Raw genomic sequence first — 20591 nt, forward strand, 5'->3', positions numbered from 1 at the left:
TTCGAAGGTGGCGCCTTACGCGCATTCATAGACTTCGCCGTGCCTCTCCTGCGAAAAATCGGTTAGCGGCACAATGACGCCGTCTTCGTGAAGCGGTTGAGGCATTAGAACGCGACCGCTGCGGAGGTTGATGAGCCCTTCATTGCCTTCCGGCCGATGGCAGCCGGACGCCAGGTCATAGAGGACTACAGATACGCCGGCCCTTCGCTGCGCTGCCATCCGGTAACACGTCACTGAAGCCGCAGATATGGCCGTGTTTTATTGTATTGACATATCGGTAAATCTCGATATTATTAGGGTATGGAATTGCTCGAAATATTCAAAGCCCTCTCAAATCGGACACGTCTTGAAATCGTGCAGGGTTTGAAGGATCCCGTGAAGAACTTCCCTCCGCAGGATGAAGGTGACGTTCATACGGTGGGGGTCTGCGTTAGTAGTATACAGGAGGGTGTCGGACTGTCGCAGTCGACAGTGTCCGATTATCTTGCAACGCTGCAACGGGCTGGCCTGGTGGAAGTCAGACGCATCGGTCAATGGACTTACTACAAGCGGAACGAGGCGACTATCAGTGCTCTTGCCGAGATCATAGGGAAAGACCTGTGATCCTTTATCGCGATATATCGGGAATTCCCTATATTCCTTTTTACCGAAGCGAGGATCCGCAATGAAAGCGATGACACTTAACTCTTTTGGTGGCCCGGAATCGTTCGAGCTTTGCGACGTGCCAAAGCCTGTTCCGCATGCGGGACAAGTCCTGGTGCGCGTATTTGCAACGTCGATCAATCCGTTGGATTACCAGGTTCGGCGCGGCGACTATCGCGACTTGGTACCACTTCCGGCCATTACTGGTCATGACGTATCCGGGGTCGTCGAAGCAGTCGGACCAGGCGTGACGACATTCTCTCCAGGAGACGAAGTCTGGTACACCCCGCAAATATTCGACGGTTCGGGAAGTTATGCCGAATACCACGTTGCGAACGAAAACATCATCGGAAGGAAACCCTCCTCGCTAAGCCATCTCGAAGCAGCAAGCCTGAGCCTGGTTGGCGGGACGGCGTGGGAGGCCCTGGTCGCGCGTGCGGCTTTAAGAGTTGGGGAAAGCATTCTGATCCACGGCGGCGCGGGAGGGGTCGGTCATGTTGCGATCCAGCTCGCGAAAGCCATAGGAGCGAAGGTGTTCACGACCGTACGGGAGGATAACTTCGAATTTGCACGAAGTGTTGGCGCGGACGTAGTCATCGACTACAGGAAAGAAGACTATGTCAGCGTTATAATGCGGGAAACGGGTGGCCGCGGCGTCGACGTTGTGTTTGACACCCTTGGTGGCGACACACTGTCCCGCAGCCCGGACGCGCTCGCACAACTTGGCCGAGTTGTCACGATCGTGGATATCGCACAGCCACAGAACCTCATCGAAGCGTGGGGCAAGAACGCAAGTTTTCACTTCGTTTTCACAAGACAAAACCGCGGCAAACTTGATGAGCTGAGCTCGTTGGTAGAGCGTGGTCAGCTACGACCGCACGTTGGCGCTGTCTATTCGCTCGCTGACATCCCTCTCGCCCATGCGCGGCTTGAGAGCCCGAACAACGGTGTCCGGGGTAAAATCGTGATTGCAGTCGACCCGTCGGCTAACTCTGCGCGTGCGAGCTCATAACCGCTACAATTCACTTTAAAGGTGCAACCATGATTTATGAGCTCGCTCAGCTACCCGTTCACGAGGAACACCACGCAAAGCTGCTGCCCCGATCGTACACATGAAAGGAAGCTTCAACCATGGCTTGTCGCCCTAACTTCGCATAGGCGGAACATCAGCGACTTTCTGCGGAGCGGGCCCATGGATTCGAATGGAACGCCCGCATCGCGGGTGCGACCTCCGCGCCCAGAAGCTCGATCGACCGGATCATTGCGGCCGTTTCGAAGGCTGCGGACGTCATCTGGAAAGCGATGCGCGATATGCCGCCGAGCACCTCGCTGGCGTGGTGGATCTTCGCAGCGACTGTTGCGGGATCGCCGATGAGGAACGCGCCTTGTGGGCTGACCATTTCGTCGAACTGCGCGCGGGTCGGCTGCGACCAGCCGCGCTCACGCGCGTATTTACCGATCATCTGCGCCCAGCCGGGGAAGAAGATATCGCGTGCGTCGTCATCGCTGTCCGCCACGAAGCCCACGGCATGAACGGCCACCTTCAACGTGGCGGGATCGTGGCCGGCGCGCGCTCCCGCTCCCCGATAGAGGTCAACGAGCGGACGGAACCGCTCGAAGGCGCCGTCGATGATTGCGATCATCAGCGGCAGTCGGTAGGGTGACGAAGATCCGTAAATCGCTGCTTGCGGCGCGTCACCCCGTCCCAATTAGAAGCCGGAGTTTTCCAACTTTTCCACGGGAGTGTTGAGAAGCTGCTGTTCCCACAGGAACGCGATCCCACTGCCGGGTTCATGGTCCTTGAGCACCTCCACGAACTCGGCGACATGCTCGGTTCGAGCGTGGTCGCGCTGCCATTCGGACGCAAGAGCCAGCCAGGTCATCACATTGGCGCCGGCGGCGATCATGCGCTGAATGGCTACCTCATGAGCCTCGACGGAAACTCCGCCGCATGCATCGGTGATCACCGTAACGTCCCAGCCTTCGCCAAGGGCGTGGATCACCGGCATTGCGACGCATATCTCGGTGTAGAGGCCCGCGATGATCAGTTGCTTGCGGCCCGTCGCCTTCACCGCATCGACGACCTTCTTGTCCTCCCAGGTGTTGAGGGTGGTACGATCGATCACTTCCTGGTCGGGGAATACATTGGTGATCTGTGGGAAGATCAGACCGCCGCGATCGGCCACAACGCTAGTAAGAATGGTCGGGACACGAAAGGCTTTTGCGGCTTTCGTCAGTCCAGCCGCATTGTTGACCACAACCTGACCGGTGTGGCTGTGGAGGTTCGCAAGCTGGAAAGGCTGATGGTCGATCAGGACGAGTACCGAATCTTCGGGACGAAGAAGCGAGTTTAGGCCGTTGCGAAAGCTCATTTTAAACCTTTGACGTTGTTGAATGGGGCTGACTTCTGGTGGCGGGCACAGTGGCGCTGCCTGCAGCAACACTCTCATCCCGATCTCAGACACGCTAGTGTCGTTAAGAGCCACACTGTGTTACTGTTTGGGGAACGCGGACTGAGACGCTGATTGCATCTCGTCCGCGGCAACAGGGTTAACGGGCCGCCTGGCTTAAGCATTTGCGCGGCCGTCTAGCGTAAGGTGGTGCCGGTGATCATATTGGCGTCGGGGCTTGCCAGAAATGCAACAACGTCCGTAATTTCGCGGGGTCCGCAAAGCGCCCGATTAGTTTTTCAAGCGCGCCGTCAGCTCGAGAAGGATGTCCCGGACGGCAAGGGCCGGCTCTGATAGAGGATTCTGGTCGGAAACGCACAGTGACAGGGTTTCTTCGATCCGCGGCGAGACGAGCCGGCAGATCAGCGGCTCGCTCGATTCCGATACGATGCGATCGGCGATGGCTTTCGGCATGATCGTCGCGCCGAGGCCGCTGCCCACCGCGCGGGCCAGCGTGCGGACGATTTCGACTTCCGCAACGACTTTCAAATTGGTGCGGGTGCGCGTGAAGGCGGTGTCGACTGCGCGGCGGACGAAATTGTAGGCCGGCGGCAACAGCAGCGGTATTCCGTCGAGCGCATTGATCGGAACGGGTTTCGCGTCCGCTTCGATGGCAAAGTCGCGATGCGCCACAAGGAAAAACTCCTCGCTGAGGATCGGTTCGAACCGGACGCCCTTGATCGGTCCGGTTCCGTGGAGAAGTGCCATCTCCAGCCGGCCGTTCATGATCATCTGGCTATAGGTCTGGCCCACGCTTTCGGTCAGGTGCAGCAGAATACCGGGATGGCGTTTACGGGTTTCCGCCAGGAGGTCAACCGATAGCGTGGCGGCACTGCTGAACGGCACGAGCCCGACGGACACGCGGCCGGCAAGCGAATTGCCAGCTGCCGATGCATCCGCTTGCGCCTGCTCCATCTGCCGAAGGATGATCTGCGCATGGCGATATACCGCATGCCCCGCATCGGTCATGCTGACGCCCTGCTGGCTGCGGATCAGCAGCTTGTGGCCGAAATGCTCCTCCAATGCCGCAAGCTGCTGGCTGAGAGCCGGCTGGGCGATGTGCAAAAGGTCCGCCGCTCGCGTGATGCTGCCGCTGTCGACGATCACGATGAAAGATTTGAGGCGTCTGATGTCCATGAGGATCGGGGTACCGTTCTGATCTGCGCGGCTTACATGTTTGCAGACGCGCATTGCTTTTGCAACGCGACGCGGTCGCCCGGACCGGGGACTGCCTGGGGCACAGACTCCGCAACGCGATGCCGACAGCAGCTCATTCTCTTCTTCAGCAGCCGTCTCGGCTCCATAACCGTTGCTTATTGCTCCAGAGATAATCGGTCTTAGGCAAGGGGTTAAAGCTTCGCTACTGTCTCAATTAACAACAAGGGAACGACAATGCCATTCTCCGACTACAACACCGCACTGGTAACCGGCGCATCCTCCGGTATCGGCGCAGCCGTGGTTGAGCGGCTCCGCCGGGAGAACATTGAGGTCCATGCCGTTGCCCGCAGTGCCGAAGCGCTGCAGCAGCTGGCCGGGCGTACGGGCTGCATCGCCCACGCTATCGATGTGACCGACCGTCAGGCCGTGGCAGAGCTCACACGTCGGGTGGAGTTCGATATTCTCGTCAACAATGCGGGCGTCGACCGGCCGAAGAAATTCCTGGAAGCCGAGGACGGCGATATCGATCTCATCGTCGACGTCAATCTCCGGGCGGTCCTGCACATCTGCCGGCTGGTCGTGCCCGGCATGGTGGCGCGCGACCGCGGGCATGTCATCAACATCTCGTCGATCGCCGGCGCCTATAATTTCGGCGGCAACTCATCCTATCACGCCACCAAGGCAGGCGTGAGCATGCTGTCCAACCAGCTGCGCATCGACGCTTTCGGCAAGCGGGTGCGGGTCACGGAAATCTGCCCCGGCCGGGTCGCTACTGACATTTTCAATCACGTCCACGGCGATGACCCCAGCATCCGCGAACGGTTCATCGACGGCTTCGAACTGCCGCAGGCGGCCGATATTGCCGACGCGATTGCCTTCGCCATCGCAGCCCCCATCGCCGTCAACATCGGGCACATGGAGATTACGCCGACGCTGCAGGTCATGGGCGGCCTGCAGACGGCAAAGCCCCAACCTTCGGCGAAGCCGGATCAATCCGGGGAGCCAAACCCGTGAGCGGTTTCGACCTTTCGGCAATTCTCGGCAATCCGGAATATACCGCCATGCTGCTGCATGGCATCGAGATGACCTTCATCATCTATGCAGGCTCCTGGTCGATGGCGATGGCGCTGGCGCTTCTGCTGCTGGCGTTGCGTTTGTCGCCCTTTCGCTTCGGCGATCCGTTAGTTGCCGCTTACGTCTCTTACCACCGGAACGTCCCCACCCTGGTTCAGCTGATGCTGTGGTATTTCGGGATTTTCACCCTGATGCCGAGCGGGGTAGCCGAATGGCTGGCCGTCCATAATGCCGAGGCCATCTTCGCGGTGATCGGGCTCGGGCTCTGCCAGGCGGCCTATTTCAGCGAAGATCTTCGTTCCGGCGTACGCTCGGTCAGCCCCGGCCAGATGCAGGCAGCCCGCGCGCTCGGCCACGGTTATCTCTCAGCGATGCGTTTCGTCATCATGCCGCAGGGCGTGCGCAACGCGCTGCCGCCGCTCATCAATCACAGCGTTTCCCTGTTCAAGAACAGCAGTCTCGCCGTCGTCATCGGAGCTTCGGAACTGACGCATGCCGTCAAGGAGATCGAAAACCTCAGCTTCCGGACCTTCGAGATCTATTTGATCGGCACGGTTCTCTACCTTTTCTTCTCGCTCGTGATCATGAGCATCGGCGCCTATCTGTCGATGCGCGCGGATCCTGCCAGGAGTGCGCGCGCATGATCCACGACATGATCGTCATCGTCCAAGACTACTGGCTGCTGCTGCTGATCGGCCAATATCCGAACGGGTCGCTCGGCGGGCTCGCCAATACGCTGATCCTTTCGGCGCTCAGCATCGCTCTCGCCTTTCCAATCAGCATCCTGTTCGCGCTGGCGCGGCTCTCCAGGTCGCCGCTGCTGCGCTGGCCGGTCACCGCGCTCGTCTATTTCACCAGGGGCGTGCCGCTCTTGATGCTCATCCTGTGGAGCTATTTCCTCGTTCCGCTGCTGACCGGCGCCGATGTGCCGAGCTTCGTCACGATGCTGACGACGCTCGTGGTCTATCAGAGCGCGTTCCTGAGCGAAGTCGTCCGCGCCGGCATCGTCGCGCTCGGACCGGGCCAGATGGACGCGGGGCGTGCGCTTGGCCACGGCTATCTCGGTGCGATGCGCTTCATCATCCTGCCGCAGGCGCTCTACAACATGATCCCGAGCATCATCTCCACCTTCGTCTCGACGATCAAGGACACGACGCTCGGCTACGTGATCAACGTGCCGGACCTGACCTTTGCCGCAAGCCAGGTCAACAACCAGCTCCTCACGCAGCCTTTCCAGGTTTTCCTCATTCTGGCGATCGTCTACTTCGCCATCTGCTGGACGCTCACCTACTTCGCAAATCGCCTCGAGCGGAATATCACGCGGCGGCGTGCGGGACTTTCCAACCTTCCTGCCGCCGCCTTGGTCGCGCCATCGAAAATCATATCGGAGCAGCCATGACCATGTCAGTTTCAGCACAGGAATTGCAGACGATCCGGCTTTCGCAAGTCTGCAAGAGCTACGGCGACTATCCGGTCCTGAAGGACATTGATGCGCAGGTGACACGCGGCGAAGTCGTGGTCATCTGCGGGCCGTCCGGTTCGGGAAAATCGACGCTGATCCGCACGATCAATCGCCTCGAAGAGATCAACAGCGGATCGATCACGCTCGACGGGCAAAATATTCACGCCGCCATGCGGGCGAAGGAGCTCAATGCACTGCGCAGCCGGATCGGCTTCGTGTTTCAGAACTTCAACCTGTTTCCCCACCTTTCGGTGGTCGAAAACGTCTCGATGTCGCCGATCCGGGTGAAGGGCGTGGCGCCTGATGTTGCAAAGGACAAGGCCCTCAAGCTTCTCGATCGGGTCGGCCTTGCCGACAAGGCCCGGGCCTATCCCGGTCAACTCTCAGGCGGCCAGCAGCAGCGGGTAGCAATCGCCCGCGCCCTTGCCATGGAACCGCCGGTCATGCTGTTCGACGAGCCGACCAGCGCGCTCGATCCTGAAATGGTCGGCGAAGTGCTGGCCGTCATGAAGAGCCTGGCGTCCGAAGGCATGACCATGCTCTGCGTCACCCACGAAATGGGTTTCGCGCGCGACGTCGCGGATCGAGTCTGGTTCATCGATGCCGGCCAGATCCTCGAGATGGCGACCCCCGAGGAATTCTTCAGCAATCCGCGCCATCCCCGGGCTCAGCGTTTCCTCGCTGATCTCAGGCATTGATACCAATCACCAAAAACAAAGGAGAACAGCAATGAACTGGAAATGCCTAACGCTCACCGTCGCATTTGCCGGCATGGCGGCCGCCGCCCCCGTAAAAGCCGATCAGCTCGACACCATCATGTCGGCGAAAACCCTGCGCTGCGCGACGTTCGCCGACGTGCCCCCCTTCGCTTCACCCGATCCGAAGACCCGCGAAATGGCCGGCTTCGACGTCGATCTCTGCGGTGCCATCGCCAAGGAATTGGGCGTCAAGGCCGAGATCAAGCCGGTTTCGGTCGAGGCCCGCGTGCCTGAGGTCAAGCTCGGCCGCGTCGACATCACCGTTGCCAACCTTGCCTATACTCTGAGCCGCGCCGAACAGATCCAGTTCAGCGATCCCTATTATCTCGCCAAGGAAATGCTGATCGTGCCGGCGGACGATGCCGGCAAGAAGAAGGCCGACTACGCAGGCCAGCGCATCGCTTCGACCAAGGGTTCGACCTCCGAGATGTCGATCAAGCTCAACAAATCCGACCCGCTGACCTTCCAGGATACCGCCTCGGCCTATCTCGCCGTCCAGCAGGGCAAGGCGCGCGGCATGGTCGCCAACACCATGACGACGACCAAGTTCGTCAATGAATCGAAGAGCAAGGGCAAGGCAATGCGGATGATCGAGGAGCCGATGCTGTACCAGCCGATCGGCATCGGCATGGCCAAGGATCAGCCGGCGCTGACCGCCAAGATCAACGAGATCCTTCGCAAGCTCGACACATCGGGCGAGATCAACAAGATCTGGGACAAGTGGCTCGGCCCGGATACCGAATATAAAATGACGCGCACCGACAAGGTCGTATCGCTCTCCGAGCTGAAGTTCGACCCGATCCCGTAAGCCGACCGGCTTCGGCGTCATCCACTGACAACGTCCAAACAAATTGAGACGGCGGGACATGCCCGCCGTCGGCCAACGGATGGGAGGCATCCATGATCCATATTAAAGATATTGCCGAACGGCCAAGCAAAGCCGATATCGACGCCGTTTCCAAATTTTCGCCCGCGACGATCCACGAGGCCCAAGGGCGCCGCGGAGCCCTGTCCTCCCGCCTCAAGCCCGTCGACTACCGCATGAAACTCTGCGGCCCGGCCTTTACGGTGAAATGCGCGCCGCGTGACAACATCATGCTGCAGCTCGCCATCAACTACGCAAAGCCGGGCGATATCATCGTCGTATCGGCGGGCGAATACGAAGAGGCCGGATCCTTCGGCGATGTCCTCGCCAACGCCTGCCTGGCAAAGGGCATCGGCGGTCTCGTGACCGACACCGGCGTACGCGACACGCTTCAGCTTAGAGAACTTGGCTTTCCCGTCTTCTCGCTCAGCGTCTGCATCAAGGGGACGGTGAAAGAAACCATTGCGGCGGTGAACGACACGATCATCGTCGGCGGTGAAATCATCCATCCCGGCGACATCATCGCCGGCGATGCCGACGGCCTAGTGATCGTGCGCCGCCAGGAAGCGCAGGAAGTCGCCAGGCTGTCACAGGCCCGCGAAGATGCCGAGGCCGGCTATATCGCGGCATATAAGCAGGGCAAATCGGTCATCGAGGTCAGCAATCTCGAACCGGTGCTGAAAGCCAAGGGCCTTGTCGTCGACATCTGACACGACACCGCAATAGCTATCAGCCCTGCCACTTTATAAGGCGGCTGGCCCTTTCGGCCAGCCGCCTTATGCAAACCGGGCGGCTCAAACGCTTTCGGGCGTAATCGTTTCGAAAGGCACCACGCGCTGAAGGATGGTCGTGCTGTCGCGGTGTTCCAGCGCGGCGATCATCGTCGCGATCAATTCGTCCGATATCTGATCCAGCGGATGGCACAATGCCGCCATGATCAGGCCTTCCGTCAAGCCCTTGCGCGTTTCCGGGCCGATGTCGCGGCAGACGACCCTGACCTTATCCCGCTTTTCGACGGGTGCTTCGCGAAGAGCGCGCAGCACACCGGAAATTCCCCCTCCAACGATGAAGATACCTCTGAGGTCATCGAGTTCGGAAAGCAGCTGGCTGACGATCCGGTAGGCTTCATTCGGCTCCTCATGTGTCGGTCTGCTGTCATCCACCTGAAGATGGGGCGCGTGCTCTCGCATATAGGATCGAAAGCTCGCATCGGAGACATCCTGGCATTGATAACGATGATTGCCGATGAAGACGGCGATCCGGCCGGGCATCGGCGTGGTCTGAGCGAGAAACCATGCGGCGGTCCGCCCGAGTTTCCAATTGTCGGTGCCGACGAAGCCGGCGCGATCCCGGGCGGACTGATCGGTTATGTAGGCGACAACCGGCTTTCCCCTCTCCTTGAGGGATTGGATTGTCTGTCCGATCAACGGGTGGTCACCCGCAATGACAGCAACTGCATCACAGCGTTTGCCAAGCGCTTCGAGACGATCTGCAATATTTTGTGGCTCGAGGACATCGACGAAATCGACCACAGCCACGACTTTCTCGTGCTGGCGTCTCGCGGCCGCCTCCGTGATCTTCGAGCCGAACAGCCGGTAGAGCTCACGGCTCGATTGCTGGAGAAGAAAGCCGAAACGGTAATTCGGCAGGAGCCGCTGCCTGCGGTCCTCGATCACGCCTCGGCCATAAAATCCAATCTCTTCCGCGGCATTTTGCACCCTCTCGATCGTTTCCGCACGCACTGCGCCGGTACCTCCGAGGATGCGGTTGACGGTGGCGATGCTGACACCGGAGGCCTGGGCAAGATCGGCAATGGTCGGTCTCTTCATGATATATTTCATTCCATTTATGGATGAAATGAAATGATACATTAATTTCATTAAAACGCAATATGCATTCCATTTTCGGCGATCCGTTGATACAAATATTCCAGCGAGTTGGGAGCCTTGCTCTGAGGAATTGTTACTCTCGACCGCCTTTTTGGGAGGAAATCACATGAGTTTTTCAATGCGCGCCGTACGCGGGCTGCTGGCTGGCGCTGTTTTCGTTCTTGGCGCTTCTTCTGTCATGGCCGCGAATATTGCTGTCGTCGGCGGCAAGACCGACGACGAATTCTGGAGCCGTATCAAGAAGGGCGTCGATGACGCCCGGCTCGTCGTCGAGAAGAATGGCGGCTCCGTCAGCTATCTGCAGTTGCAGACCTACGACAATCTCGGGCCTGACGCCGCCCAGCTCGTCCGCACGGCCATCAGCCAGGGCGTGACCGGCATCGTGGTGCCCGACTGGGTGCCCGAGGCCGAGGACGAGGCCATCAAGGCTGCCGTCGCTGCGGGCATCAAAGTCATCCTCATGAATGCCGGCAGCATCGATAAGGCTCGCGAGCTTGGCGCGATCAACTATGTCGGCTCGGATGAATACACGGCCGGCAAGGCAGGCGGCGAATATTTCGCGTCCAAGGGTGCGAAAAATGTCATTTGCGTCAATACGCTCCCGGGTGCGGCAAACCAGGAGGCCCGTTGCAAGGGTGTCATCGACGGCATCACCGGAAAGGGCGGCGCTGGCAAGCAGCTGCCATTGCCGGCGACCAGCTTCGGCGATCAGACGGCAATCGCCGAGGCCGTCAAGGCGACACTGCTCCAGGACGACACCATCGACGGCGTCCTCAATGTTGGGGCTTCTGACGCTGATGCAGCTGCAAGCGGGATCGCTCAGGCGAATAAAGTCGGCAAGGTCGCGCATGGCACCTTCGACCTGAATGCCTCGGGGCTTGCCCGCATCAAGGACGGTTCGCAGACCTTTGCGATCGACCAGCAGCCTTACCTGCAGTCGCTGCTAGGGGTTTCGCTTCTCGCCGCGCATATCGACTACGGCACCAACCTGCCGACCGCACCCGTGCTGACCGGCCCGGGCATCGTCGATGCCGCGAACATCGACGCCACCCTGGCCGGCGTCAAGGAAGGCGCTCGCTAATCGTTCAAAACGGGCTCCGGCCCGCGGGATATCCGCGGGTCGAAGTTTATCGAGCGTGCGGACCACCGCGTCCGCACGCCTGGAGATTCACGCCCAAACTGGGATAGGCATATGAACAATCTTTCATTCGGCAACCTGTTGCGCCGTCCCGAGGCGGGCGCATTCCTCGGACTTGTCGGCGTCCTCGTGTTCTTCGTCGTATTCGGCAGCACCAAGTTCCTGGAGCCCGCCGGCGCCGCAAGCTGGCTCAACGTCGCCGCCAATCTCGGCATTATCGCTCTTCCCATCGGACTTTTGATGATCGCAGGCGATCTCGACATTTCGATTGGCGCGATGATCCCCGCCGGCTCCATGACGGTCGCGGTCCTCTCGGGCTACTACGATCTTCCCATATGGGTCGGAATGCTCGGTGCGCTTGCCTTCGGCCTCATCGTCGGGCTGGTCAACGGCTACCTCGTCGTGCACACGGCCGTGCCTTCGCTGATCGTAACGCTCGGCACCCTCTTTGCTGTCCAGGGCCTGATGCTTGGCACTTCGGTTCTCGTAACCGGCACCACGAGCGTGGCGCTGACTGCCGCCCCCTGGGCAAAGTTCCTTTTCGGGCAATTCCTGGCCGGATCGTTTCAGGTGATCATTCTGTGGTGGGTGGCCATCACCGCGATCTTCATCTTCTTCATCCACTTCTCGCCTTACGGGAACTGGATTTTCGCGATGGGCGGAGACAAGGTCAGTGCCCGCAACGCCGGCATTCCGACGACCCGTCTGACGATGGTCCTCTTCGTCCTCTCGGCGATGAGCGCGTCCTTCGTCGGCATGTGTCAGGCCATCCTGTTCAATTCCGCGCAGGTTTCGGGCGGAATGACATTCATCTTCAACTCGATCATCTCGGTCGTCGTCGGAGGTGTGCTGCTGACCGGAGGGTTCGGGTCGGTGATCGGGATCTTCTTCGGCACGATCACCTTCGCCGTCGTCAACCAAGGCATCTATTTCACGACCTTCGACCGCAATTGGTCGAGCCTGATCATCGGCGTGATGCTGCTCGTGGCCGTCCTGATGAACAATACGTTCCGCCAGATGGCGCTGACCTATTCACCCAAGAAGAAGAAGTGAGAGCTGAGACATGGCTGGCCCAATTCTTGAACTTGAAAACGTCAACAAGTCCTTCGGCCCGATCGATGTGCTCTACGACATCACATTGAGCGTTCATCCCGGTGAAGTACTTTGCCTGCTGGGTGACAACGGCGCGGGAAAGTCCACCCTGATCAAGACCTTTGCCGGTGTCTACAAGCCGACGAGCGGCACTGTGAAGTTCGAAGGTCGGCCGATCGTCTTCCAGAATCCGCGCGAAGCCGCAGACCTCGGCATCGCAACGGTTCATCAGTTCGGCGGCACCTTTCCGCTGATGAGCATCGGCCGTTCGTTCTTCGTGGGGCGGGAGCTGACCAAGGGCTTCGGCCCGTTCAAAATCTACGACCGCAAAGCTGCAAATGAAATCGCGGTGAAGGCCGTGCGCGAGTTCGGCATCACCCGCATCGACGACGGCGATCGCCTGATCGGTGGCCTGTCGGGCGGGGAGCGGCAATCCCTGGCAATCGCCCGAGCCGTCCACTTCGGCGCCCGGGTGCTGATCCTCGACGAGCCGACCGCCGCTCTCGGCGTCAAGGAGGCGGCGCATGTGTTGCGTATCGTCCTGGAAGCGCGCCGTCGCGGACTCGCCGTCATTTTCATCACTCACAACGTCATTCACGCCATGACGGTGGGAGATCACTTCGCGGTGCTCATCAAGGGTGCGAAGGCGGCCGATTTCCGCAAGGGCGAAAAGACGCGCGAAGAGATTACCGACCTGATGGCAGGAGGCGAGGCCATGGCCGAACTCGAAGCCGAGATCGAGGCGTACTCGACGGCGCATAGCGGACATCCCCCGCCGGTCTGATCGACCGCCGCCGCGGATGAACTCCAGAAACTCTAAAGAGCTCGCCTACCCTGGCGGGATGGCCCAGCACAATCATCGGACGGGTAACAGCCATGAAGATTGCAATCGATCCCTTTATGCATCGCCACCTCTCACTCGAAGAATTGCCCTCGAAAGTGGCTGAACTCGGATACGAGTGGATAGAGCTCAGCCCGCGGGCCGATTTTCTCGAGTGGTTCAAGGCGCCGCGCGTGTTTCCGGCCCGCGCCAAGGCATTCAAGAAAGCGCTTTCCGATGCCAATGTCGGCATTGCCTCGATCCTGCCGATGTATCGGTGGGCCTCGAACGATGAAAATGAGCGGCAAGCTGCCGTCAAGCACTGGAAGCGCGCCATCGAGATCAGTGTCGAACTCGGCGTCGACACGATGAACTCGGAATTCGGCCGTGGACCTCATCCGGACAAGGGTTCGTGCTACTGCTGCCATACCGGCTCCATGATCGAGGCCTGCGAAGACGCCTGGTGGCGCTCGATGGAAGAGTTGGTGCCGATCTTTGAAAAGGAAGGCATAAACCTGCACGTCGAACCGCATCCCGAGGATTGGTGCGAAACCCTGCAGCCGGCGCTCGATATCATCAGGACGGTCAACTCGAAGAACGTCAAGTTCCTCTATTGCGCGCCGCACACCTTCTACTTCGGCGATGACACCAAGGCGATGCTCCAGGAAGCAAAGGACGTGCTCGCCCACGTGCATGTCGGCGACACCTTCAATCACAAGGCCTCCTCGGGGCTCCGCTACATCCTCAATCCTCCCGGCACGCAAGCCAGGGTGCATCAGCACCTGAACATCGGCCAAGGCGAGGTTCCCTGGGAAGATTTCTTCAGCACGCTGGCGGAGATCGGGTTCGACGGCATCATGACCGCATGCGTTTTCGCCTGGGAGGACAAGGCCGACCACTCCGGCAAGTTCATGCGCGCCGAAATGCAGCGCTTCGTCGACAAGTACTGGACCGCGAAATAACGCGCGATGCCCCTCTAGCGGTTCGCGATGCAGCCAGGCGATTGGCGCGAGCGACCGCGACCGGGGGTCTGCCCGGAACGCTTAAACATCACAGACATCATTCCTGGAAGGACAGAAGATGATCAACGGAGAAAGATCCATCGAGCGCCCCCTGCGCTGGGGCATGGTCGGCGGCGGCCGCACCGGGCAGGTGGGCTACAAGCATAGAACCGGCGCCCAGCGGGACGGCACCTACCGGCTCATCTGCGGAGCCTTCGATCTCGACGCCGAGCGCGGACGCGACTTCGGCACGAAGATCGGCGTCGCTGCGGACAGATGCTATGGCGACTATAAGGAGCTGATCGCCAAGGAGGCAGGGCGTAAGGACGGTGTCGAGGTCGTCTCGATCGCCACGCCGAACTTCACCCACTACGAGATCACCAAGGCGTGCCTGGAAGCCGGTCTTCACGTCATCTGCGAAAAGCCGCTGTTCTTCACCGTCGCCGAATGCGACGAGGTCGCCAAGCTGGCCGAAGAGAAGGGCCTGATCGTCGGCGTCACCTACGGCTTCACCGGCCATCCGCTGGTTCATCAGATGGCGGCCATGGTCAAGAAGGGCATGCTCGGCGATATCCGCATCGTCGACATGCAATATTCCCACGGCTTCAACGCGGGCGACGATGTCGGTGCCGGCGAAGCGGTGAAATGGCGCACCAATCCCAAGACGGCTGGCCCGACCTTCGTTCTGGGCGATATCGGCACGCACCTCTACTATCTCTCAGAAGTGGTGCTGCCGCATATGAAGATCGAAAAGCTGCTGTGCGACCGCAAGGCCTTCATTCCGACCCGTGCGCCACTCGAAGACCACGCGACCGTTCTCATGCATTACGACAACGGCGCCCGCGGCCGTCTCTGGGTGTCCTCGGTGAATGCCGGCAATATGGGTTCGCAGCGCTACCGTTTCGTCGGCTCCAAGGCCTCCGTCGAATGGTCCGATTCCCATCCCGACCAGTTGATTTACGAAGTGCAGGGTGAACCGAACCGCACCTTGCATCACGGCATGCCCTACCTCGAAGAGGAGAGCCTCGCCTGCGATCGCATGGGCGCGCTGCACACCGAAGGCCTGGGCGACAGCTGGGCGAACATCTACCTCTGGATTGCCCAGGCGATCGACGCAAAACGCCGCGGCGACGAGGCCTTCCTCAAGGGCCATCATTATCCCGGCATCGAAGCCGGCACCGAAGGCGTGCGCTGGCTGGAAAACTGCGTCCGTTCGGCGGACGCAGGTTCGGCCTGGGTCGAGTTCAAGTGATCCACCAGGGGGCGCGCCGGATCTCCTCCATCCTCCTCCCAAGGCGCGTCCCCAATCCTCTCTTTAGAAAGACTACGAGATGAAACTTTCAATCTGCACCGATGTCATGGGCAACCTTTCTTTCACCGACATGCTCGACAAATGCGTCAAACTCGGCGTCGAGGGCATCGAGATGACCGGTGGCGGCTGGTCGCGCGCGCCGCATTTCCGGGCCGACGAATTGCTTGCCGATAAGGGGCTCCTGAAAACCAGGCTCAAGGAAATCGAAGCCCGCGGCCTGGAGATTGCCGCCCTCAATTGCTCGGCAAATCCGCTCGATCCGGGCGAGATGGGCAAGCGTCACCGCAAGGAGATGGAGCAGACGATCCGTCTTGCCGGCGAAATCGGCGTCAAGACGATCGTGACGATGTCCGGCCTGCCGGAAGCCGCCCCCGGCGACACGGTGCCGAACTGGCTCGTCTATACCAAGAGCTGGCCCGACGAAATGCCGGAGCGTGACCGCTACCAGTGGGAAGACCGCGCCTTCCCCCTCTGGCACGACCTGGTGAAGCTCGCGAAGGAGGTCGGTGTCGAGAGATATGCGCTCGAAAACTTCTCGGCAATGCTGGTCTGGAACCCGGAAACCCTGTTCCGCCTGCGCAACGAGGTCGGCCCGTCCGTCGGCATGAACCTCGACCCCAGCCATCTGTTCTGGAAGGGCGCCGACCCGATCGCCTCCGCCCGTGCTCTGGGCGATGCCATCCATCATTGCCATGGCAAAGATACTCGCATCGAGCGCGGCCTCGCCGACGTCAACGGCTTGCTCGAGCTCAAGGACGTAACCGACGTCGCCAACCGCACCTGGAACTATGTCGCCGTCGGCGCCGGCCATGACCTGCAATGGTGGAAGGAGTTCTTCTCGGTGGTGCGCATGGTCGGCTACAACGATTGGGTCAGCCTCGAGATGGAAGACTTCACCATGTCGACCGAGGCGGGCATCCAATCCTCCATCGACGCGTTGCAGGCAACGATCAGCCGCTGATGGGCAGGCGCGGGCGGTCATCCGCCCGCGCGCCCTTGCATTCGCAGTTTTTTCTGAAGAGGCCGACGATGCCCAACCCGATCACCATGACCGAATTCAATACTATTGCGAGGAAACCGACATGACCAAGACATTGGACGTGATCACCATCGGGCGAGCCGGCGTCGACCTCTATGGGGCACAGGTCGGAGGACGGCTGGAGGATATGGGATCCTTCGAAAAATATATCGGCGGCAGTCCGACCAACATCGCCTGCGGCACGGCCCGACTGGGCCTCAAATCGGCGCTGATCTCCCGGGTGGGCGATGAGCATATGGGCCGATTCATTCGCGAGGAGCTTGCCCGGCATGGCGTCGATGGCAGGGGCGTCGTGACGGATCCCGAGCGGCTGACGGCACTCGTCATTCTCGGAATCCGGGACGAAGAACGTTTCCCGTTGATATTCTACCGGGAAAATTGCGCCGACATGGCGCTTTGCGAGAAGGATATCGACGAGGCTTTCGTTTCCAGCGCTCGTTCGGTGCTGGTGACGGGAACGCATCTGTCGCATCCGCGCACGGAAGCCGCCGTGCTGAAGGCGCTCGGCTTTGCCCGCAAGCATGGCGCCAGGACGGCTCTCGACATCGACTATCGTCCAAATCTTTGGGGGGTGGCCGGCCATGGCGAGGGGGAAAGCCGCTATGTGGCAAGCGGGCAGGTGACCAAAAAGCTCCAGACGACGCTTCATCTGTTCGATTTGATTGTCGGGACAGAGGAAGAATTCCACATCGCCGGCGGGACGACCGATACCGTGGCGGCACTGCGGGCCGTGCGCGCCGTGACTGCGGCGACGCTCGTCTGTAAACGCGGCGCCAAGGGGGCGGTCGCATTCGAAGATGCGATACCGGATAATCTGGACGAGGGCATTTCGGGCGAAGGTTTCCCGGTCGAAGTCTTCAACGTTCTCGGTGCCGGAGACGGCTTTTTTGCCGGGCTGCTGAAGGGCTGGCTTGATGGCGAGGATTGGCCGACCGCACTCAGATACGCCAATGCCTGTGGCGCTTTTGCAGTCTCTCGTCACGGCTGCACGCCGGCCTATCCGTCACTTCAGGAGCTGAATTTCTTCCTCGAGCGCGGCATGACGCGCCCCGATCTGCGCAATGATCCCGAGCTGGAGCAGATACATTGGTCGACCAACCGGCATGGCGACTGGTCTGAGATGCGAGTCTTCGCCTTCGATCACCGGATGCAGCTCGAAAGCATGGCGGGCTACACGCCGTCGAAGGGCGGCGCCTTCAAGGAGCTTTGCCTTGAAGCGGCACTCAAGGTGCAGAACGGGCGTTCCGGCTACGGAATCCTCTGCGACGACCGGATCGGCCGACGCGCACTCCACGCTGCCTCCGGGAGCGGCCTTTGGATCGGCAGACCCTGCGAATGGCCGGGGTCTCGGCCGCTTAGCCTGGAGCCGTCACTCGGTCCCGATTGCGGGGGGCTTTCGGATTGGGCGCGCGAGAACGTCGTCAAGGTGCTCTGCTTCTGCCACCCCGATGACGACGATGCGACCTGGGCCCGGCAACTGGCGGAAGTGCAGCGGCTTTACGTGGCCTCGCGGCGCAACAGGCTGGAATTCCTGCTCGAGGTCATCCCTTCCAAGGTCGCAAGCATCACCACGGACACGACCGCGACGCTGATCCGCCGCTTCTACGCCGAAGGCATTTATCCTGACTGGTGGAAGCTGGAACCGATGGACGAGCCCGAAGCCTGGACGCAGGTCTGTGCCGCCATCGAGGAAAACGATCGTCATACAAGAGGGATCGTGGTCCTCGGCCTGGATGCGCCGGAGGACGTGTTGAAGGCGAGCTTCGAAGTTGCCGCGAGCTTCCCGCTCGTCAAGGGATTTGCCGTCGGCCGGACAATCTTCGGCTCCGTCGCCCGCGGCTGGTTCGAGGGCTCGATCAGTGATGAAGAGGCCGTCGAAGAGATGGCGAAACGATATTCCCGGCTTTGCACGATCTGGGACGGCGCGCGGGCGCGCGTGCAGGAGGCAGCAGAATGACAACGATACGACTGACCGCCGCGCAGGCCATGATGAAATGGCTCTCGGTCCAGATGACCGAGGATGGCGAACGCTTCATCGAAGGCGTCTGGGCGATCTTCGGTCATGGCAACGTCGCCGGCATCGGAGAGGCGCTGCATGGAATTGGCGATGCCCTTCCCACATGGCGCGGCCAGAACGAACAAACCATGGCGCATGCGGCGATCGCTTATGCGAAGACACTGAAGCGCCGGCGCGCCCAGGCCGTGACATCCTCGATCGGCCCCGGCGCCACCAATATGGTCACGGCTTGCGCGCTTGCTCATGTCAACAGATTGCCCGTGCTGTTCATACCCGGCGATGTGTTCGCCAATCGCCGCCCCGAGCCGGTGTTGCAGCAGATCGAGGATATGAACGACGGAACCGTCAGCACCAATGACTGCTTCCGGCCGGTCTCGGCCTATTTCGACCGGATCGCCCGCCCCGAGCATCTCCTGACCTGCCTGCCGCGAGCCCTGGCCGTCATGACCGATCCCGGCAGTTGCGGCCCGGTCACGCTGGCATTCTGCCAGGATGTGCAAGCAGAGCTCTATGACTACCCGGAAGCCTTTTTCGAACCGAAGGTATGGCGCATCCGCCGTCCCGAACCGGATCCGCGGGAGGTCGAAGATCTCGCCGAGGCCATCCGGGCTGCGCGCAGGCCGGTCATCATATCAGGCGGCGGCGTCATCTATTCTGAGGCCGAGGCCGAACTCGCTGCATTCGCGGAGAAGCATCATATCCCATTTGTCGAAACACAAGCCGGGAAGGGCGCCAACAGCTGGGAGCACCCGCTGAATTTCGGGTCGCCTGGTGTGACCGGATCGGCGTCGGCCAATGCGCTTTGCGCCGACGCGGACCTCGTGATCGGCATCGGCACCCGCTTCCAGGATTTCACCACAGGCAGTTGGGCGCTTTTCCGCAATCCCTCGCGCCGGCTCGCTTCGATCAACCTTGCCGGATACGACGCGACCAAGCATTCGGCACTGCCCTGCGTCGGCGATGCCAGGGTCACGCTGGCGCGCCTGTCCGCGACGCTCGAGGCGTATCGCGGGCCAGGCGTCGATGCCGGGAGCAGGACCGATTGGCACAAAACGGTCGAGCGCGTGACAGCGGCGCCGGAAGCGGACGGGCCTGGAAACCTGCCCACCGATGCGCAGGTCATCGGCGCCGTGCAGCGGGTGGCGACGGAAAAGTCCGTGGTCATGTGCGCGGCCGGCACCATGCCGGGCGCATTGCAGGTGCTATGGCAATCTGCCAAGGGCGGATACCACATGGAATATGGTTTCTCCTGCATGGGTTACGAAGTGGCGGGCGCCATGGGCATCAAGCTCGCGCGCCCCGACAAGGACGTCATCTGCTTCGTCGGCGACGGCTCCTACATGATGGCCAACTCGGAACTCGCAACCGCCGTCATGCGGCGGGTGCCCTTCACCATCGTGTTGACCGACAACCGCGGTTACGGCTGCATCAACCGTCTTCAGATCGAATGCGGGGGCGCTGAGTTCAACAACATGTACAAGGACTGCAATGTCGACGTGCAGCCCGAGATCGATTTTGTCGCACATGCCGCCTCGATGGGCGCCCATGCCGAAAAGATAGGGTCCATCGCCGAGCTCGAGGCACGCATCGTGGCGGCGCGGCAACGGAACATTCCGAGCGTTCTGGTGATCGACACCGATGCGGTTCCCGGAACCGACGCAGGCGGCCACTGGTGGGACGTTGCCGTTCCGCAGGTCGGCGGGCCGAAGCGGCTCGATCAGGCGCGCGCGCGTTACAACCAGAATGCCGCCAATCAACGCGCGTTTGATTGAAAGACAGGAACTTGGCTCTCAGCCTGGATGCTCCCGCGACACGGCGGACGCCTGCGCTCAAAAGATCAGTCTGGACACTATTATGGACACATGTTCTATAAA

At 60.6% G+C, this 20591-nt stretch carries 20 protein-coding genes; 16 read left to right on the forward strand and 4 right to left on the reverse strand.

Annotated elements, in window-relative coordinates; all coding sequences use genetic code 11:
- The first annotated feature begins 300 nt into the window (after nt 1-300).
- Both G9X64_RS01715 and G9X64_RS01720 read left to right on the forward strand, forming a co-directional pair.
- Nucleotides 301-603 carry an ArsR/SmtB family transcription factor gene (locus tag G9X64_RS01715; protein ID WP_168313385.1) on the forward strand — a complete coding sequence of 101 codons (303 nt, stop codon included), beginning with the start codon at nt 301-303 and terminating at the stop codon, nt 601-603.
- A gap of 61 nt (nt 604-664) precedes the next feature.
- The gene (locus tag G9X64_RS01720; protein WP_171375838.1) at nt 665-1654 is read left to right on the forward strand and encodes a zinc-dependent alcohol dehydrogenase family protein; all 990 of its coding nucleotides are present in this window, start codon (nt 665-667) and stop codon (nt 1652-1654) included.
- Between the two features lie 154 nt (nt 1655-1808).
- Here G9X64_RS01720 and G9X64_RS01725 read toward each other — a convergent pair whose 3' ends face one another.
- The 3 genes from G9X64_RS01725 to nac all read right to left on the reverse strand — a co-directional run bounded on the left by G9X64_RS01725 (nt 1809) and on the right by nac (nt 4283).
- On the reverse strand, nt 1809-2285 hold the full coding sequence (locus G9X64_RS01725; protein WP_171375839.1) for an LLM class flavin-dependent oxidoreductase: 477 nt from the start codon (nt 2283-2285) through the stop codon (nt 1809-1811).
- A gap of 66 nt (nt 2286-2351) precedes the next feature.
- The gene (locus G9X64_RS01730) at nt 2352-3014 is read right to left on the reverse strand and encodes a hydrolase (protein WP_168313383.1); all 663 of its coding nucleotides are present in this window, start codon (nt 3012-3014) and stop codon (nt 2352-2354) included.
- Between the two features lie 309 nt (nt 3015-3323).
- A complete protein-coding gene (gene nac / locus G9X64_RS01735; RefSeq protein WP_168313382.1) occupies nt 3324-4283 on the reverse strand; it encodes a nitrogen assimilation transcriptional regulator NAC in 960 nt (319 codons plus the stop codon).
- Nucleotides 4284-4484: 201 nt separating this feature from the next.
- On the opposite strand from nac, the gene G9X64_RS01740 reads away from it, so the two are divergent.
- The 6 genes from G9X64_RS01740 (at nt 4485) to G9X64_RS01765 (ending at nt 9119) form a co-directional block, all read left to right on the forward strand.
- Nucleotides 4485-5264, forward strand: coding sequence for an SDR family oxidoreductase (locus G9X64_RS01740; protein ID WP_171375840.1), 780 nt, complete (start codon nt 4485-4487; stop codon nt 5262-5264).
- Nucleotides 5261-5968, forward strand: a complete 708-nt coding sequence (locus G9X64_RS01745) for an amino acid ABC transporter permease (RefSeq protein WP_171375841.1) — start codon at nt 5261-5263, stop codon at nt 5966-5968. Before G9X64_RS01740 ends, G9X64_RS01745 begins: the two co-directional genes overlap by 4 nt.
- Nucleotides 5965-6723, forward strand: coding sequence for an amino acid ABC transporter permease (locus G9X64_RS01750; protein ID WP_171375842.1), 759 nt, complete (start codon nt 5965-5967; stop codon nt 6721-6723). Before G9X64_RS01745 ends, G9X64_RS01750 begins: the two co-directional genes overlap by 4 nt.
- Nucleotides 6720-7484 carry an amino acid ABC transporter ATP-binding protein gene (locus tag G9X64_RS01755; protein ID WP_168317392.1) on the forward strand — a complete coding sequence of 255 codons (765 nt, stop codon included), beginning with the start codon at nt 6720-6722 and terminating at the stop codon, nt 7482-7484. The genes G9X64_RS01750 and G9X64_RS01755 overlap by 4 nt, the downstream gene beginning before the upstream one ends.
- A 31-nt stretch (nt 7485-7515) precedes the next feature.
- Nucleotides 7516-8352, forward strand: coding sequence for an ABC transporter substrate-binding protein (locus G9X64_RS01760; RefSeq protein ID WP_171375843.1), 837 nt, complete (start codon nt 7516-7518; stop codon nt 8350-8352).
- 92 nt (nt 8353-8444) lie between these two features.
- Nucleotides 8445-9119 (forward strand): 4-carboxy-4-hydroxy-2-oxoadipate aldolase/oxaloacetate decarboxylase, encoded by a 675-nt coding sequence (locus tag G9X64_RS01765; RefSeq protein WP_028755774.1) that lies wholly within the window; start codon nt 8445-8447, stop codon nt 9117-9119.
- An 84-nt stretch (nt 9120-9203) separates the two neighbouring features.
- Here the strand turns inward: G9X64_RS01765 and G9X64_RS01770 are convergent, their stop codons facing one another.
- Complete coding sequence (locus G9X64_RS01770; RefSeq protein WP_210259598.1) at nt 9204-10238, reverse strand: LacI family DNA-binding transcriptional regulator; 1035 nt, start codon at nt 10236-10238, stop codon at nt 9204-9206.
- A 166-nt stretch (nt 10239-10404) separates the two neighbouring features.
- Here G9X64_RS01770 and G9X64_RS01775 point away from each other — a divergent pair, with 166 nt between their 5' ends.
- The 8 genes from G9X64_RS01775 (at nt 10405) to iolD (ending at nt 20489) form a co-directional block, all read left to right on the forward strand.
- Entirely contained in the window at nt 10405-11379 is a 975-nt protein-coding gene (locus tag G9X64_RS01775) for a substrate-binding domain-containing protein (RefSeq protein ID WP_168317394.1), read from the forward strand.
- 111 nt (nt 11380-11490) lie between these two features.
- Nucleotides 11491-12489: an ABC transporter permease gene (locus G9X64_RS01780; RefSeq protein WP_168313377.1), complete on the forward strand. Its 999-nt coding sequence runs from the start codon at nt 11491-11493 to the stop codon at nt 12487-12489.
- A gap of 10 nt (nt 12490-12499) precedes the next feature.
- Nucleotides 12500-13312: an ATP-binding cassette domain-containing protein gene (locus G9X64_RS01785; protein ID WP_028755778.1), complete on the forward strand. Its 813-nt coding sequence runs from the start codon at nt 12500-12502 to the stop codon at nt 13310-13312.
- Nucleotides 13313-13404: 92 nt separating this feature from the next.
- On the forward strand, nt 13405-14310 hold the full coding sequence (locus G9X64_RS01790) for a sugar phosphate isomerase/epimerase family protein (protein ID WP_168317395.1): 906 nt from the start codon (nt 13405-13407) through the stop codon (nt 14308-14310).
- 118 nt (nt 14311-14428) lie between these two features.
- On the forward strand, nt 14429-15601 hold the full coding sequence (locus tag G9X64_RS01795) for a Gfo/Idh/MocA family protein (RefSeq protein ID WP_168317396.1): 1173 nt from the start codon (nt 14429-14431) through the stop codon (nt 15599-15601).
- 79 nt (nt 15602-15680) lie between these two features.
- Nucleotides 15681-16622: a sugar phosphate isomerase/epimerase family protein gene (locus tag G9X64_RS01800; protein ID WP_171375844.1), complete on the forward strand. Its 942-nt coding sequence runs from the start codon at nt 15681-15683 to the stop codon at nt 16620-16622.
- Between the two features lie 121 nt (nt 16623-16743).
- Nucleotides 16744-18657, forward strand: a complete 1914-nt coding sequence (locus G9X64_RS01805; RefSeq protein WP_171375845.1) for a bifunctional 5-dehydro-2-deoxygluconokinase/5-dehydro-2-deoxyphosphogluconate aldolase — start codon at nt 16744-16746, stop codon at nt 18655-18657.
- Nucleotides 18654-20489, forward strand: coding sequence for a 3D-(3,5/4)-trihydroxycyclohexane-1,2-dione acylhydrolase (decyclizing) (gene iolD, locus G9X64_RS01810; protein WP_171375846.1), 1836 nt, complete (start codon nt 18654-18656; stop codon nt 20487-20489). The genes G9X64_RS01805 and iolD overlap by 4 nt, the downstream gene beginning before the upstream one ends.
- The last annotated feature ends 102 nt before the right edge of the window (nt 20490-20591 follow it).

Origin of the sequence: Rhizobium sophorae (assembly GCF_013087515.1) — a bacterium.
Lineage (GTDB): Bacteria > Pseudomonadota > Alphaproteobacteria > Rhizobiales > Rhizobiaceae > Rhizobium > Rhizobium sophorae.

Bases quoted from the DNA above. Each gene is read 5' to 3' on its own strand.
- G9X64_RS01720 (WP_171375838.1), top strand. From the start codon at position 665: ATGAAAGCGATGACACTTAACTCTTTTGGTGGCCCGGAATCGTTCGAG.
- G9X64_RS01780 (WP_168313377.1), top strand. From the start codon at position 11,491: ATGAACAATCTTTCATTCGGCAACCTGTTGCGCCGTCCCGAGGCGGGC.
- G9X64_RS01775 (WP_168317394.1), top strand. From the start codon at position 10,405: ATGAGTTTTTCAATGCGCGCCGTACGCGGGCTGCTGGCTGGCGCTGTT.
- G9X64_RS01750 (WP_171375842.1), top strand. From the start codon at position 5,965: ATGATCCACGACATGATCGTCATCGTCCAAGACTACTGGCTGCTGCTG.
- G9X64_RS01790 (WP_168317395.1), top strand. From the start codon at position 13,405: ATGAAGATTGCAATCGATCCCTTTATGCATCGCCACCTCTCACTCGAA.
- G9X64_RS01785 (WP_028755778.1), top strand. From the start codon at position 12,500: ATGGCTGGCCCAATTCTTGAACTTGAAAACGTCAACAAGTCCTTCGGC.
- G9X64_RS01805 (WP_171375845.1), top strand. From the start codon at position 16,744: ATGACCAAGACATTGGACGTGATCACCATCGGGCGAGCCGGCGTCGAC.
- nac (WP_168313382.1), bottom strand. From the start codon at position 4,283: ATGCGCGTCTGCAAACATGTAAGCCGCGCAGATCAGAACGGTACCCCG.
- G9X64_RS01730 (WP_168313383.1), bottom strand. From the start codon at position 3,014: ATGAGCTTTCGCAACGGCCTAAACTCGCTTCTTCGTCCCGAAGATTCG.
- G9X64_RS01755 (WP_168317392.1), top strand. From the start codon at position 6,720: ATGACCATGTCAGTTTCAGCACAGGAATTGCAGACGATCCGGCTTTCG.
- iolD (WP_171375846.1), top strand. From the start codon at position 18,654: ATGACAACGATACGACTGACCGCCGCGCAGGCCATGATGAAATGGCTC.
- G9X64_RS01765 (WP_028755774.1), top strand. From the start codon at position 8,445: ATGATCCATATTAAAGATATTGCCGAACGGCCAAGCAAAGCCGATATC.
- G9X64_RS01715 (WP_168313385.1), top strand. From the start codon at position 301: ATGGAATTGCTCGAAATATTCAAAGCCCTCTCAAATCGGACACGTCTT.
- G9X64_RS01725 (WP_171375839.1), bottom strand. From the start codon at position 2,285: ATGATCGCAATCATCGACGGCGCCTTCGAGCGGTTCCGTCCGCTCGTT.
- G9X64_RS01760 (WP_171375843.1), top strand. From the start codon at position 7,516: ATGAACTGGAAATGCCTAACGCTCACCGTCGCATTTGCCGGCATGGCG.
- G9X64_RS01770 (WP_210259598.1), bottom strand. From the start codon at position 10,238: ATGAAGAGACCGACCATTGCCGATCTTGCCCAGGCCTCCGGTGTCAGC.
- G9X64_RS01795 (WP_168317396.1), top strand. From the start codon at position 14,429: ATGATCAACGGAGAAAGATCCATCGAGCGCCCCCTGCGCTGGGGCATG.
- G9X64_RS01740 (WP_171375840.1), top strand. From the start codon at position 4,485: ATGCCATTCTCCGACTACAACACCGCACTGGTAACCGGCGCATCCTCC.
- G9X64_RS01800 (WP_171375844.1), top strand. From the start codon at position 15,681: ATGAAACTTTCAATCTGCACCGATGTCATGGGCAACCTTTCTTTCACC.